The 14,193-nt window shown below is 53.4% G+C and carries 13 protein-coding genes; 12 read left to right on the top strand and 1 reads right to left on the bottom strand.

Annotated elements, in window-relative coordinates; genetic code table 11:
• Both ilvN and cra read left to right on the top strand, forming a co-directional pair.
• Entirely contained in the window at positions 1–492 is a 492-nt protein-coding gene (ilvN, locus tag NXT09_RS07745) for an acetolactate synthase small subunit (protein WP_010681718.1), read from the top strand.
• Positions 493–759: 267 nt separating this feature from the next.
• Positions 760–1,764 (top strand): catabolite repressor/activator, encoded by a 1,005-nt coding sequence (gene cra / locus NXT09_RS07740; protein WP_039278293.1) that lies wholly within the window; start codon positions 760–762, stop codon positions 1,762–1,764.
• Between the two features lie 66 nt (positions 1,765–1,830).
• Here cra and NXT09_RS07735 read toward each other — a convergent pair whose 3' ends face one another.
• Positions 1,831–2,268, bottom strand: coding sequence for an L-alanine exporter AlaE (locus NXT09_RS07735; protein WP_268579328.1), 438 nt, complete (start codon positions 2,266–2,268; stop codon positions 1,831–1,833).
• An 889-nt stretch (positions 2,269–3,157) separates the two neighbouring features.
• On the opposite strand from NXT09_RS07735, the gene mraZ reads away from it, so the two are divergent.
• The 10 genes from mraZ to murG are packed head-to-tail and all read left to right on the top strand — an operon-like array spanning position 3,158 to position 14,185.
• A complete protein-coding gene (gene mraZ / locus NXT09_RS07730) occupies positions 3,158–3,616 on the top strand; it encodes a division/cell wall cluster transcriptional repressor MraZ (protein WP_010298042.1) in 459 nt (152 codons plus the stop codon).
• A 2-nt stretch (positions 3,617–3,618) separates the two neighbouring features.
• Positions 3,619–4,563 (top strand): 16S rRNA (cytosine(1402)-N(4))-methyltransferase RsmH, encoded by a 945-nt coding sequence (gene rsmH / locus NXT09_RS07725; protein WP_201877950.1) that lies wholly within the window; start codon positions 3,619–3,621, stop codon positions 4,561–4,563.
• Entirely contained in the window at positions 4,560–4,880 is a 321-nt protein-coding gene (gene ftsL / locus NXT09_RS07720; protein WP_039470042.1) for a cell division protein FtsL, read from the top strand. The genes rsmH and ftsL overlap by 4 nt, the downstream gene beginning before the upstream one ends.
• Positions 4,881–4,903: 23 nt before the next feature.
• Complete coding sequence (gene ftsI / locus NXT09_RS07715; RefSeq protein ID WP_010298031.1) at positions 4,904–6,667, top strand: peptidoglycan DD-transpeptidase PBP3; 1,764 nt, start codon at positions 4,904–4,906, stop codon at positions 6,665–6,667.
• Positions 6,654–8,141, top strand: coding sequence for a UDP-N-acetylmuramoyl-L-alanyl-D-glutamate--2,6-diaminopimelate ligase (gene murE, locus NXT09_RS07710; RefSeq protein ID WP_268579327.1), 1,488 nt, complete (start codon positions 6,654–6,656; stop codon positions 8,139–8,141). The genes ftsI and murE overlap by 14 nt, the downstream gene beginning before the upstream one ends.
• Positions 8,138–9,499, top strand: coding sequence for a UDP-N-acetylmuramoyl-tripeptide--D-alanyl-D-alanine ligase (gene murF, locus NXT09_RS07705; RefSeq protein WP_268579326.1), 1,362 nt, complete (start codon positions 8,138–8,140; stop codon positions 9,497–9,499). Before murE ends, murF begins: the two co-directional genes overlap by 4 nt.
• Complete coding sequence (gene mraY / locus NXT09_RS07700) at positions 9,493–10,575, top strand: phospho-N-acetylmuramoyl-pentapeptide-transferase (protein WP_010298023.1); 1,083 nt, start codon at positions 9,493–9,495, stop codon at positions 10,573–10,575. The genes murF and mraY overlap by 7 nt, the downstream gene beginning before the upstream one ends.
• A 3-nt stretch (positions 10,576–10,578) precedes the next feature.
• Positions 10,579–11,895 carry a UDP-N-acetylmuramoyl-L-alanine--D-glutamate ligase gene (gene murD, locus NXT09_RS07695; RefSeq protein ID WP_268579325.1) on the top strand — a complete coding sequence of 439 codons (1,317 nt, stop codon included), beginning with the start codon at positions 10,579–10,581 and terminating at the stop codon, positions 11,893–11,895.
• Positions 11,895–13,097 (top strand): cell division protein FtsW, encoded by a 1,203-nt coding sequence (gene ftsW, locus NXT09_RS07690; protein ID WP_010298016.1) that lies wholly within the window; start codon positions 11,895–11,897, stop codon positions 13,095–13,097. Before murD ends, ftsW begins: the two co-directional genes overlap by 1 nt.
• Positions 13,094–14,185 (top strand): undecaprenyldiphospho-muramoylpentapeptide beta-N-acetylglucosaminyltransferase, encoded by a 1,092-nt coding sequence (gene murG, locus NXT09_RS07685; RefSeq protein ID WP_268579324.1) that lies wholly within the window; start codon positions 13,094–13,096, stop codon positions 14,183–14,185. Before ftsW ends, murG begins: the two co-directional genes overlap by 4 nt.
• Positions 14,186–14,193: the final 8 nt, after the last annotated feature.

Genomic DNA, 14,193 nt, shown 5'->3' with positions numbered 1-14,193 from the left:
ATGCGGCGGATTTTATCAGTATTACTTGAGAATGAATCAGGCGCCTTGTCACGTGTCGTCGGCCTGTTTTCCCAACGCGGCTACAACATCGAAAGTCTGACGGTGGCACCAACCGAAGACCCAACGCTATCTCGTATGACTATCCAGACGGTAGGCGATGAGAAAGTGCTGGAGCAGATCGAAAAGCAGCTGCACAAGCTGGTGGATGTCCTGCGCGTTAGCGAACTGGGACAGGGCGCGCACGTTGAGCGTGAGATCATGCTGGTGAAGCTACAGGCGACAGGCTATGGTCGTGAAGAAGTGAAACGCTGCGCCGATATTTTCCGCGGCCAGATCGTGGATGTCACCGCTTCGCTTTATACCGTACAGCTTGCTGGCACCAGCGATAAGCTGGATGCGTTCCTCAGTGCCGTGCGTGAAGTCTCCGAAATTGTTGAAGTGGCGCGCTCTGGTATCGTCGGTGTATCGCGCGGCGATAAAATCATGCGTTAATCGACTTTTCGCTGCTTTTTCTTTTAAGAGGCCCGATAATAGTATCGGGCCTTTTTATTTCCCTTATCTTATATAGACACAATATATTCGGCTTAAAAGACATCCATTATTGATATGGCAGCTTGAAATATGTGGGTAACGTGATAAAAGCAGTTGCCGTACAAAAGCTTCTGCTGTTAGATCTACGCCATATCCATGATGATTTTATGGTCATCACACTATTTATTGAGCCGGCCTACTTATTTTCCGGCCTACTAAGGGGTTACCGTGAAACTGGATGAAATCGCGCGTCTTGCGGGTGTTTCACGCACGACAGCCAGCTATGTCATTAACGGGAAAGCAAAACAATATCGCGTTAGCGATAAGACCGTTGAGAAAGTCATGGCTGTCGTCAGGGAGCACAATTATCATCCCAACGCCGTCGCGGCTGGATTACGTGCCGGGCGTACGCGTTCAATTGGTTTGGTTATTCCCGATTTGGAAAATACCAGCTATACACGCATCGCTAATTATCTGGAGCGTCAGGCCAGACAGCGCGGATATCAGCTATTAATTGCGTGTTCAGAAGATCAGCCAGACAACGAGATGCGGTGTATTGAGCATCTGTTGCAGCGTCAGGTTGACGCGATTATTGTTTCTACCGCATTACCGCCGGAGCACCCGTTTTATCAACGTTGGATAAACGGCAGCTTGCCGATTATTGCGTTAGACAGGGCGTTAGATCGTGAGCACTTCACCAGCGTGGTGGGGGCCGATCTTGAAGATGCTGAAATGCTGGCGCAGGAATTAAGGAAAGTGCCTGCGAAATCGGTACTTTATCTTGGTGCCTTGCCCGAGCTTTCCGTCAGCTTCCTGCGTGAGCAGGGGTTCCGTCAGGCATGGGCGGGCGATCCGCGCGAAGTGAATTACCTTTATTCTAATAGCTATGAACGCGTGGCTGCTGCTGCTGCGTTTATGGATTATTTGAAAAATAATCCTATGCCTGAAGCGTTATTCACCACGTCATTCCCGCTATTGCAGGGCGTGATGGACGTCAACCTGAAGATTAACGGGCGTTTGCCGAATAATCTGGCTATCGCGACCTTTGGGGACAATGAACTGTTGGATTATCTGGAATGTCCAGTATTGTCTGTCGCTCAGCGCCATCGTGAAGTCGCGGAGCGCGTACTGGAACTGGTGTTGGCCAGTCTGGATGAGCCGAAAAGGCCGAAACCGGGTTTGAATCGTATCCGGCGTAATCTGTATCGTCGTGGTTCTTTGAGCCGCGCGTAATCTCTACCTGCTTTTTGCGCCATAGATTGCTATGGCGCTTCTTCCTTATCCAGTCCCAATTCATTTTTACGGCAAGGCGACCCGGAATAGCCGACGGCAATATTCCAGAAAGTAGCCATATATCACGCCCGTCACCATCGACACCACCAAATTACTGGTAACCGCGGTTAGGATTTGTGCGGGGTTCGCCCCGATAGACCAGAGAATGATGGCGTAAACCGGAGATTGGAAACTGACATAGGCAAACAGATCGGCAACGCTGCGCACCAGGAAATGCTCACCGCCGTGACGTCTGGCCATGTTCAACACGCGATCGCGGTAAAGCCCATACGGCCAGGCAATGGCAATATTGACGGGGATAGATAACAAGCGTGAAGACAGCGATTGCTCGAAGCTCATACCGGAAAGCATGATTTCTATCGCCATGCCAGTGACGAAACAATAGACAACGAGCGCAAAGGTATCTGCGGTGGCACTTCGCAATCGTGACGTCGGGGAAAACATTCCTGGTTGCTCCATTCTTAGGGCGGATAAACTGGTGTAATGGTTTGGTGTGGTTTTTTGTCATGCCTTATTTTATTCGCGTAGTTTACATCACTGCATGATTGGCTTTGTACTAGGTAAAAATATTTATTTGTGAGCGTTTTTTATACTTTCCCGCTACTTTATGTCTGTCCGGTAATTTTCCCGTTTTTTTATCGCGACAAGAGATTTAAAATTATTTAAAAACAAAGCGTTATGGTTTTTTGGTGAAAGGCCTTTCTGCGCGGGAAGGAATTGCGTTAAAGCATTAAAGGAAGTGAGTAGATGACCGATAAAACAGGGTTGCTCGTGGTGCCTCATTTTTAATGCGTCTTTGAGGATGAGGGGTGCTTAATTTATTCGGCACATTTCCTGAGCCTGCTTTTCTTTTCAGGAAACCGCATTCGTCGGTAGGGGCATCAATGAACGTAAATTGGCTGATTAATGAAGAATCGGTGATGTTGATGTTAAAAATGTGACATTGAGCAGATGTTAACAGCTACGGTATGATGCTGCGGGCTTGTGTAGGCCTTGGTATTCAAGGTGTTCGGCTTGGTAAGACTATTCTGAAAACCGCTGTCTTTGGTATCAGCTTGTGACAATAAAAATAATCGATATGCCGGAGTTGGTGGCTATATGTTTGCAATGTTCCCGTTCCGCGATAAATTTTCCTCAAATTATCATGATGTTAATCTTTGTTAATTCTGACTCCTTATTCCTTTTACCTCTATGACGGCCCGAATTCATTCAGGAATAATCCCAAAGCGCGCCAGCTCTGGCTTGACAAGGTTTTCATACCCTCCGTACACTCTTAAAGGTGGGATTTTGTGGGGTAAAGTGGTGAAAAAGGTTATGGAGGGGTAACTCAGGTATGTTTCGTGGGGCTACGCTGGTTAACCTCGACAGTAAAGGGCGCCTTGCTGTGCCTACCCGATATCGGGAAATGCTGAACGGGGAATCGCAAGGTCAAATGGTGTGCACCATTGACCTGCATCAGCCATGCCTGCTGCTTTATCCCTTACCTGAATGGGAAATTATTGAACAAAAATTGTCGCGCTTGTCGAGTATGAACCCTGCTGAACGTCGTGTTCAGCGTTTGTTATTGGGGCATGCCAGCGAGTGCCAAATGGATAGTGCAGGGCGTTTGTTGATTGCGAATACGTTAAGGCAGCATGCGGACCTCAAAAAAGAAGTGATGCTAGTCGGGCAGTTCAACAAGTTTGAACTGTGGGATGAACAGACTTGGTATCAACAGGTCAGGGATGATATTGACGCTGAACAATCGACTCAGGAACCTCTGTCTGAGCGGTTGCAGGACCTATCGCTATAGTCATGCTGGAAAATTATAAACATACCACCGTCCTGCTGGATGAGGCAGTAAATGGCCTGAACATTCGCAGCGGCGGCATATACATCGACGGCACATTTGGCCGTGGTGGTCATTCTCGTCTGATTCTTTCCCAACTGGGGCCGGAAGGACGTCTGTTAGCTATCGATCGTGATCCTCAGGCAATTGAAGCCGCCAAGGCGATTGACGATCCTCGTTTCTCTATTATTCATGGGCCGTTTTCCGCGATGGCGGAGTATGTTGCGGAACTCGGACTCACTGGGCAGATCGATGGCGTTCTGCTCGATCTTGGCGTTTCTTCCCCTCAGCTTGATGACCCGGAGCGCGGGTTCTCATTTATGCGTGATGGCCCGCTGGATATGCGTATGGATCCGACGCGTGGCTTGTCCGCCGCGGAATGGCTGATGAAAGCGGAAGCTGACGATATTGTCTGGGTCTTGAAAACGTTCGGCGAAGAGCGTTTTGCCAAACGTATTGCCCGCGCCATTGTGGAGCGTAATCGTCTCGACCCGATGACGCGGACAAAAGAACTCGCTGAATTGATCGCTGCCGCCAGCCCAATTAGAGAAAAGCATAAGCATCCGGCAACGCGCAGTTTTCAGGCGATCCGCATTTACATCAATAGCGAATTGGAAGAGATCGAACGTGCGCTAGAAGGTGCACTGAGCGTACTGGCTCCGCAAGGACGTCTGTCGGTGATTAGCTTCCACTCGTTAGAAGATCGGATTGTGAAACGGTTTATTCGCCATCAGAGCCGTGGGCCACAGGTGCCGGCGGGCCTGCCGTTAACTGAAGAGCAGTTGCGCAGCCAGGGCGGACAGACGTTAAAAGCTGTCGGCAAGAAAATGATGCCTTCGGAAGCAGAAGTTGCGGAAAACCCACGCGCGCGCAGTTCTGTTCTGCGCTTCGCTGAGAGACTGCCAGCGTGATCGGTAACGAGCGGCATACTCTGGTCGGCGTCATCGGTGAGGATTTGCTGCGTAATGCAAAGCTCCCGGTGCTGCTGCTGATTGCCGTGCTGGTTTCTGCGGTCTTTGTGGTCACCACGGCGCATAAGACACGCCTGCTGACAGCAGAACGCGAACAGCTTCTGCTAGAGCGTGATGCGTTGGATATCGAATGGAGAAACCTGATCCTGGAGGAAAACTCACTAGGGGATCATAGCCGCGTGGAGCGGATCGCGACGGAAAAACTGCAAATGGGGCACGTTGATCCGTCACAGGAAAACATTGTGGTTAAGCAATGAACTAAATAGGCAACCAGCTAAGCATGAAAGCAGCCCGTACAGGAAAGTTAAAGCGCCAGGAAGATCAAGCCAGCTTTGTTAGCTGGCGTTTTGCGTTGCTTTGCGGCTGTATCCTGCTTGCGATGGTTGGCTTGATGGCACGTGCAGCTTATCTTCAGGTCATCAACCCAGACAAACTGGTGCGCGAAGGGGATATGCGTTCCCTGCGTGTACAGGAAGTGCCAACCGCACGCGGTATGATAAGCGATCGTGCTGGCCGTCCTTTGGCCGTCAGCGTGCCGGTGAATGCCGTCTGGGCCGATCCGAAAGAAGTGAACGATCGTGGCGGGATTACGTTGGATACGCGCTGGAAAGCCCTGTCTGATGCGCTCGATATTCCGTTGGATCAGTTGGCGACCAAGATCAACGCTAACCCTAAAGGTCGCTTCGTTTATCTGGCTCGTCAGGTGAACCCAGCTATTGGTGAATATATCCATAAGCTGAAGCTGCCGGGCATCAATCTGCGGCAGGAGTCTCGCCGATACTATCCTTCTGGACAAGTGACCTCTCACCTCATTGGCTTCACCAATATCGATGGACAGGGCATTGAAGGCGTTGAGAAAAGTTTTGACCGCTGGCTGACCGGGCAACCCGGTGAACGAACCGTGCGTAAAGACCGGTTTGGCCGCGTGATTGAAGATATCTCCTCCGTTGACAGCCAGGCTGCACACAATCTGGCGCTCAGTATTGATGAGCGTTTGCAGGCGCTGGTTTACCGTGAACTCAATAACGCAGTTGCCTTTAACAAAGCTGAGTCAGGCACGGCCGTACTGGTCGATGTGAATACGGGCGAAGTGCTGGCAATGGCGAATAGCCCGTCTTATAACCCGAACAATTTGGCGGGTACGCCGCAAGACATTATGCGTAACCGCGCGATTACCGACATCTTCGAGCCCGGCTCTACCGTTAAACCGATGGTGGTGATGACGGCGCTACAGCGCGGTGTCGTGAAAGAAAACAGTGTACTCAGCACCCTGCCGTACTACGTCAATGGTCATGAGATCAAAGACGTGGCGCGCTATAGCGAATTGACGCTGACGGGCGTGCTTCAGAAGTCGAGTAACGTTGGCGTGTCTAAGCTGGCGTTAGCGATGCCTTCCTCTGCGCTAGTAGATACTTACGCGCGCTTTGGATTAGGAAAAGCGACCAATTTGGGGTTGGTCGGAGAAAGCAGTGGCTTATACCCTCAAAAACAACGGTGGTCTGACATAGAGAGGGCCACCTTCTCTTTCGGCTACGGGCTGATGGTAACACCGTTACAGTTAGCGCGAGTCTACGCCACGATCGGCAGTTTCGGTATTTACCGTCCGTTGTCGATTACCAAAGTTGATCCACCGGTTCCAGGAGAGCGTGTTTTCCCTGAAGCGCTGGTGCGTTCCGTGGTGCACATGATGGAAAGCGTAGCGCTGCCAGGCGGCGGCGGTACCAAGGCGGCCATCAAAGGTTACCGTATCGCGATTAAAACCGGTACGGCCAAGAAAGTTGGCCCGGATGGCAAGTACATCAATAAATATATTGCCTATACGGCGGGTGTGGCACCAGCCAGTAACCCACGTTTTGCTCTGGTTGTCGTGATTAACGATCCGCAGGCAGGGAAGTACTACGGCGGCGCGGTTTCTGCGCCAATCTTTGGCGCCATCATGGGCGGCGTTCTGCGTACGATGAATATCGAACCGGATGCGTTGCCGACAGGTGACAAAAACGAGTTTGTAATTAATAGAGAAGAGGGATCAGGTGGCAGATCGTAATTTGCGCGATTTACTTGCGCCGTGGGTGCAAGACACTCCGGCGCGCGCGCTGCGGGAAATGACATTAGACAGCCGCGTTGCGGCTGCCGGGGATCTGTTTGTCGCGATTGTCGGGCACAAAGCAGATGGACGGCGCTATATCCCGCAGGCAATTGCGCAAGGCGTAGCAGCGATTGTTGCCGAAGCTGAAGGTGAGGCCGCTGATGGCACCGTTCGCGAAATGCACGGTGTGCCAGTGGTGTATCTCAGCAATCTGAACCAGCGACTGTCCGCGCTGGCAGGCCGTTTTTATCAGCAGCCTGCGGAAAAGTTACAGCTGATTGGCGTAACGGGAACCAACGGAAAAACGACGACGACTCAGCTTCTGGCACAGTGGAGTCAGGCATTAGGCGAAACGAGTGCCGTGATGGGCACCGTAGGCAACGGCCTATTAGGTCGGGCGATTCCGACAGAGAATACGACAGGATCTGCTGTCGATGTTCAGCAGGTGCTGAGTCAACTGGTCGAGCAAGGTGCGACGTTCGTCGCCATGGAAGTATCTTCCCACGGCCTGGTGCAGCATCGTGTGGCTGCATTGCCGTTCGCGGCTGCGGTGTTCACTAACCTGAGCCGCGATCATCTTGATTACCATGGCGATATGGAAAGCTACGAAGCGGCCAAATGGGCACTGTTCGCCGAGCATCGTGTTGGGCAGATGATTATCAACGCTGATGACGAGGTCGGGCTGCGCTGGTTGGCGAAGTTGCCGGACGCGGTTGCTGTAACCATGGAAAACAATTTGGTCCCCGGCTGTCGTGGGCGCTGGCTGAAAGCGACACAGATTGATTATCACGACAATGGTGCCACGATCGTGTTTGATTCAAGCTGGGGACATGGCGAAATTGAAAGCCGCCTGATGGGCGCGTTTAACGTCAGCAATATGCTGCTGGCGCTGGCAACCCTACTGTCTCTGGGCTATCCGCTTGATAAATTGGTTATCGCGGGTTCTCAGTTGCAACCAGTATGTGGCCGCATGGAAGTTTTCCATGCTGAAGCAAAACCAACGGTCGTTGTGGATTACGCCCACACACCAGATGCGCTGGAAAAAGCGCTTGAAGCGGCTCGCCTACACTGTCAGGGGAAACTCTGGTGTGTGTTTGGCTGTGGTGGCGATCGTGATAAAGGTAAGCGCCCACTTATGGGCGGTATCGCAGAACAACTGGCCGACCGCGTTGTGGTTACCGATGATAACCCGCGTAGCGAAGAGCCTCAGGCCATTGTTGCCGATATTCTCTCCGGGCTGCTGGATGCCGGACGGGTTCAGGTGATTCACGGGCGTGCTGAAGCGGTTACCAGCGCGATCATGCAGGCGCAGGAAAATGACGTGGTGCTGGTTGCGGGTAAAGGGCATGAAGACTACCAACTGGTGGGCAATCAGCGTCTCGATTATTCCGATCGCATCACCGTTGCCCGCCTGCTGGGGGTGATTGCATGATTCGCGTCTCCTTGCAGCAGCTTGCCACGGTGCTGAATGCGCAGCTGATTGGCAATGATATTGATATTGAGGATGTTTCAACCGATACCCGTAAGCTGGCGTCTGGCTGTCTGTTTGTCGCGCTGAAAGGCGAGAAATTCGATGCACATGATTACGCTGCTGATGCGGTAAAAGGCGGCGCGGCGGCTCTTTTAGTCAGTAAGCACTTACCTATCGATGTGCCGCAACTGCTGGTGAGCGATACGCGTTTGGCGCTGGGCCAATTAGGTGCCTGGGTTCGTCAGCAGTCAACGGCGCGTGTTGTCGCCCTGACAGGCTCTTCCGGAAAAACCTCAGTTAAAGAAATGACGGCGGCAATTCTGCGCCAGTGTGGCTCCGTGTTGTATACCGCCGGTAACTTCAACAACGATATCGGTGTGCCGCTAACGCTGTTGCGTCTGACGGCGGAACACCAGTTCGCAGTGATTGAGCTGGGGGCAAATCACATTGGTGAGATTGCCTATACCACCGATCTGGTGCGGCCGGAAAGCGCGCTGGTCAACAATCTGGCCGCCGCGCATCTGGAAGGTTTTGGTTCACTGGCCGGCGTGGCGCAGGCGAAAGGTGAGATATTTTCTGGTTTGCCAGCAGACGGCGTAGCGATCGTGAATGCAGATAGCAACGATTTCCCGCACTGGCAGGTCATGCTGAATCATAAAACCGTCTGGCGTTTCTCACCGCAGGCTGCTTGCGATATCGATTTTTTTGCCAGCGACGTAGATGTTTTGGCGCAAGGCACGCGTTTCACGCTCCATACGCCGTTTGGTGAAACGCAGGTTCTGCTGCCTTTACCGGGTCGTCATAACATTTCGAACGCATTGGCTGCGGCTTCGCTAGCGATGTCCATCGGAGCGACGCTGGAAGCCGTTAAAGCTGGATTATCTCAGCTTCAGGCGGTGCCTGGGCGGCTGTTCCCGATTGCCTTGTCTGAAGGCAAGCTGTTGCTGGATGACAGCTACAACGCAAATGTCGGTTCAATGACGGCAGCGGCACAGGTGCTGGCAGAGATGCCGGGCTACCGTGTGATGGTCGTTGGTGATATGGGCGAGCTGGGGGATGAAGCCCCTGAGTGCCATCGTCAAGTGGGCGAAGCGGCGCGTGCTGCGGGCATTGATCGCGTATTGAGTGTGGGAACGTTGAGTGAATTGATCGGCACTGCCAGTGGCAATGGTGAGCATTTTCAGGATAAAGCCGCGCTGGTTTCACGTTTGAAGGTGCTGATGTCAGAACATAACGTCATCAGCGTATTGGTCAAAGGCTCACGCAGTGCTGCGATGGAGCAGGTTGTACATGCATTACAGGAGAATGCTCAATGTTAGTATGGCTGGCCGAACATTTGGCCAAACTTTATACCGGCTTTAACGTCTTTTCTTATTTGACGTTCCGCGCCATTGTCAGCCTGCTGACCGCATTGGTTATTTCCTTATGGATGGGGCCGCACATGATTGCCTGGCTGCAGCGTTTGCAGATTGGGCAGGTTGTGCGTAACGAAGGGCCAGAATCACATTTCAGTAAGCGCGGAACCCCGACGATGGGTGGCGTGATGATTCTGGTGGCGATTATCGTTTCCGTTTTGATGTGGGCGAATCTGTCTAACCCGTATGTCTGGTGCGTACTGCTGGTGTTAGCAGGCTATGGCGCAGTCGGTTTTGTCGATGATTATCGCAAAGTGGTTCGTAAGGATACCAAAGGGCTGATTGCCCGCTGGAAATATTTCTGGCAGTCGGTGATTGCGCTCGTGGTGGCTTTCACCATGTATTCCATCGGAAAAGATACGCCAGCCACGCAGCTGGTTGTGCCGTTTTTCAAAGACGTGATGCCGCAACTGGGCCTGCTCTATGTTGCGCTGGCCTACTTTGTGATTGTCGGCACCAGTAATGCGGTAAACCTGACCGATGGTCTGGATGGTTTGGCAATCATGCCGACCGTGTTTGTTGCGGCGGGTTTTGCGCTGGTGGCATGGGCAACGGGGAACATGAATTTTGCCGGTTACCTGCACATTCCGTATATCCGTCATGCCAGTGAACTGGTGATCGTCTGTACCGCTATTGTGGGCGCAGGGCTTGGGTTCCTGTGGTTTAACACCTATCCAGCCCAGGTCTTCATGGGGGACGTAGGTTCTCTGGCGCTGGGCGGCGCGCTGGGGACTATTGCGGTCCTGCTGCGCCAAGAGTTTTTGTTAGTGATTATGGGCGGTGTCTTCGTGGTCGAAACGCTGTCGGTGATTTTGCAAGTCGGGTCCTTTAAGTTGCGCGGGCAGCGGATTTTCCGCATGGCGCCGATTCATCATCATTATGAACTTAAGGGCTGGCCGGAACCGCGCGTGATTGTGCGCTTCTGGATTATTTCGTTGATGCTGGTGCTGATTGGCCTGGCAACGCTGAAGGTACGGTAAGACATGGTGGACTATCAGGGTAAAAAAGTCGTCATTATCGGGTTGGGCCTGACCGGGCTCTCCTGTGTTGATTTCTTTCTCGCGCGCGATGTCGTACCACGCGTGGTGGATACCCGTATCAGTCCGCCGGGTCTGGATAAGCTGCCGGAGCAGGTAGAACGACACCTCGGTAGCCTGAATGAAGACTGGCTGATGAACGCAGATTTGATCGTCGCCAGTCCTGGTGTTGCGTTGGCGACGCCGATTCTGTGTGACGCTGCTGACGCTGGCATTGAGATCGTTGGCGATATCGAACTGTTCTGCCGTGAAGCGCAGGCACCGATTGTGGCGATTACCGGTTCTAACGGTAAAAGCACGGTGACGACGCTGGTCGGTGAAATGGCGCGTGCTGCAGGCTGGCAGGTGGGCGTGGGGGGCAACATCGGCCTACCTGCGCTGCAACTGCTCGAACAGCCCGCTCAGCTTTATGTGCTGGAACTGTCGAGTTTCCAGTTGGAAACGACGAGTAGTCTGCACGCCGCTGCGGCAACCATTCTGAACGTGACAGAAGATCACACCAACCGTTATCCGTTTGGTCTACAGCAGTATCGGGCGGCGAAATTGCGTATTTATGAACACGCGGATTTGTGTGTTGTGAATGCTGACGATGCGCTGACCATGCCGGTTCGCGGTGCGGATGCACGCTGCCGCAGTTTTGGTGTCGATGTCGGCGATTACCATCTTAACCGTCAGCAGGGAGAAACCTGGCTGCGGGTGGACGGTGAACGTGTGCTCAATACCCGTGAAATCAAGCTGGTCGGGCAGCACAATTATACCAATGCATTGGCAGCGCTGGCGCTGGCTGATGCAGTGAAGATTCCGCGTGCGTCTGCGCTGACGGCGTTGACGTCATTTACCGGACTGCCTCATCGCTTTCAAATGGCCTTTGAGCGCAACGGTGTGCGGTGGATCAATGACTCTAAAGCCACCAATGTGGGCAGCACCGAGGCCGCATTGAGCGGTTTGGCGGTAGAAGGCACACTGCACCTGCTGTTAGGCGGTGACGGTAAATCTGCCGATTTCTCGCCGCTGGTGCCGTATTTGCAGGGCGAGCGCATTCATTTGTACTGCTTCGGCCAGGATGGGCAACAGCTGGCTGCGCTGCGCCCGGACATTGCCGAGCAGACAGAAACGATGGAACAGGCGATGCGTATCATCGCTGAACGCGTTAAGCCGGGCGATATGGTGCTGCTGTCGCCAGCCTGCGCCAGCCTGGATCAGTTCCGCAGTTTTGAACAGCGAGGCGATGAATTCGCTCGTCTGGCGGAGGAGTTAGGCTGATGCGGTTCTTCGGGCTGGCGTTTATCGAGCGCATCAAGAGCTGGGTGATGGGAACGCGCGAAAGCGATACGCTCAGCGTGGTTCTGTACGACAGAACGCTGGTGTGGTTGACGCTTGGGCTGGCTGTGATTGGTTTTGTGATGGTGACGTCGGCTTCTATGCCTGTTGGGCAGCGCCTTGCCAGCGACCCGTTCTTGTTCGCGAAGCGTGATGCGATTTATCTGGGGTTGGCATTTGGCTTGTCGTTAATCACGCTGCGTGTCCCGATGGAGATATGGCAGCGCTACAGCCCGGTGCTGTTATTGCTCGCGATGGTCATGCTGTTGGTGGTGCTGGCGGTGGGAAGCTCGGTCAACGGTGCATCCCGCTGGATTTCGCTGGGGCCATTGCGTATTCAGCCTGCGGAATTATCCAAGCTGGCGCTGTTTTGTTACCTGTCCAGCTACATGGTGCGCAAAGTTGAAGAAGTGCGAAATAACTTCTGGGGCTTTTGCAAACCAATGGGCGTGATGGTGGTGCTGGCGGTGCTGCTGCTGGCACAGCCTGACCTCGGTACCGTGGTTGTACTGTTTATTACGACGCTGGCGATGCTGTTTCTGGCTGGCGCCAAGATGTGGCAGTTTCTGGCGATCATCGGCTGTGGCGTGTTTGCCGTTGGCCTGCTGATTGTCGCTGAGCCTTACCGTATGCGCCGTGTGACGTCTTTCTGGAATCCATGGGACGATCCGTTTGGCAGCGGCTACCAGTTAACGCAGTCCCTGATGGCATTTGGGCGCGGTGAATTCTGGGGGCAAGGGCTCGGGAATTCAGTACAGAAACTGGAATATTTGCCGGAAGCACATACCGATTTCATTTTCTCTATTTTAGGTGAGGAACTCGGCTATATCGGTGTGGTTTTAGCGTTGTTAATGATATTCTTCGTCGCTTTTCGCGCGATGTCTATCGGGAAGCGGGCGCTGGAGATCGATCAGCGTTTTTCGGGCTTTCTGGCGTGTTCGATTGGTGTCTGGTTCAGCTTTCAGACGCTGGTGAACGTAGGCGCGGCGGCGGGGATGCTACCGACAAAAGGGCTGACGTTGCCGCTGATCAGTTACGGCGGTTCCAGCTTGCTGATTATGTCGACGGCGATCGTGTTGCTGTTACGCATTGATTTTGAAACGCGTCTGACGAAAGCGCAGGCGTTTACGAGAGGTGCCCGATGAGTGGCGAAGGCAAGCGTTTGATGGTGATGGCTGGCGGTACGGGCGGGCATGTCTTCCCCGGGCTGGCGGTTGCGCACCACCTGATGGCGCAGGGCTGGCAGGTTCGCTGGTTAGGTACAGCGGATCGTATGGAAGCCGATTTGGTGCCTAAGCATGGTATCGAAATTGATTTTATCCGCATTTCTGGCTTGCGTGGTAAAGGCATTCGGGCGCAGTTAAGCGCGCCGATTCGTATTTTTCAGGCAGTGCGTCAGGCTCGCGCGATTATGCGCCGTTACCAGCCTGATGTGGTGCTGGGTATGGGCGGTTACGTTTCCGGCCCCGGTGGCTTGGCTGCCTGGCTGTGCGGCATTCCGGTCGTCCTGCATGAGCAGAACGGTATTGCAGGGCTAACCAATCGCTGGTTATCCCATATCGCCAAAAAGGTATTGCAGGCATTTCCGGGCGCGTTTCCTAAAGCAGATGTTGTGGGGAACCCGGTCAGAACTGATGTGTTGGCATTGCCTGCGCCGGAAACACGATTAGCCGATCGCTCAGGCCCTGTGAGGGTGCTGGTTGTCGGAGGTAGTCAGGGCGCAAGAGTGTTGAATCAAACGCTACCCGGCGTGGCAGCACAGCTGGGCAATCGCGTGACGATTTGGCATCAGGTTGGTAAAGGGGCGTTATCAACCGTTCAACAGGCCTATCAGGATGTTGGGCAGACGCAGCACAAGATTACCGAATTTATTGATGACATGGCGGCCGCTTACGCCTGGGCGGATGTGGTGGTATGCCGTTCTGGCGCATTGACCGTCAGTGAAATTGCGGCGGCTGGGTTACCGGCCCTGTTTGTTCCGTTTCAGCATAAAGATCGGCAGCAGTACTGGAATGCGCTGCCGCTGGAAAAAGCAGGCGCGGCAAAAATTATTGAGCAGCCACAGTTCAGCGTGGCGGCTGTTAGTGAGGTGCTATCCGGTTGGGATCGCGCAACCTTGCTGACAATGGCACAAAAAGCCCGCGCAGTGGCCATTCCAGATGCAACCGACCGGGTTGCGGCGGAAGTCAGTGCAGCGGCAGGCAGTCGGGCCACACATGTGGCTCATGGTTAATTAATACA

The sequence above is a fragment of the Pectobacterium jejuense genome (genome assembly GCF_026800125.1).
GTDB lineage: Bacteria > Pseudomonadota > Gammaproteobacteria > Enterobacterales > Enterobacteriaceae > Pectobacterium > Pectobacterium jejuense.
Note: the sequence above shows the minus strand (reverse complement) of the source record. Positions and strands in the feature narration are given on the sequence as shown.

What these genes read in the sequence shown, in the direction of transcription:
- ilvN (WP_010681718.1), top strand. Translation starts at nt 1, where the DNA reads ATGCGGCGGATTTTATCAGTATTACTTGAGAATGAATCAGGCGCCTTG.
- NXT09_RS07735 (WP_268579328.1), bottom strand. Translation starts at nt 2,268, where the DNA reads ATGTTTTCCCCGACGTCACGATTGCGAAGTGCCACCGCAGATACCTTT.
- mraZ (WP_010298042.1), top strand. Translation starts at nt 3,158, where the DNA reads ATGTTTCGTGGGGCTACGCTGGTTAACCTCGACAGTAAAGGGCGCCTT.
- rsmH (WP_201877950.1), top strand. Translation starts at nt 3,619, where the DNA reads ATGCTGGAAAATTATAAACATACCACCGTCCTGCTGGATGAGGCAGTA.
- ftsI (WP_010298031.1), top strand. Translation starts at nt 4,904, where the DNA reads ATGAAAGCAGCCCGTACAGGAAAGTTAAAGCGCCAGGAAGATCAAGCC.
- murF (WP_268579326.1), top strand. Translation starts at nt 8,138, where the DNA reads ATGATTCGCGTCTCCTTGCAGCAGCTTGCCACGGTGCTGAATGCGCAG.
- mraY (WP_010298023.1), top strand. Translation starts at nt 9,493, where the DNA reads ATGTTAGTATGGCTGGCCGAACATTTGGCCAAACTTTATACCGGCTTT.
- murD (WP_268579325.1), top strand. Translation starts at nt 10,579, where the DNA reads ATGGTGGACTATCAGGGTAAAAAAGTCGTCATTATCGGGTTGGGCCTG.
- ftsW (WP_010298016.1), top strand. Translation starts at nt 11,895, where the DNA reads ATGCGGTTCTTCGGGCTGGCGTTTATCGAGCGCATCAAGAGCTGGGTG.
- murG (WP_268579324.1), top strand. Translation starts at nt 13,094, where the DNA reads ATGAGTGGCGAAGGCAAGCGTTTGATGGTGATGGCTGGCGGTACGGGC.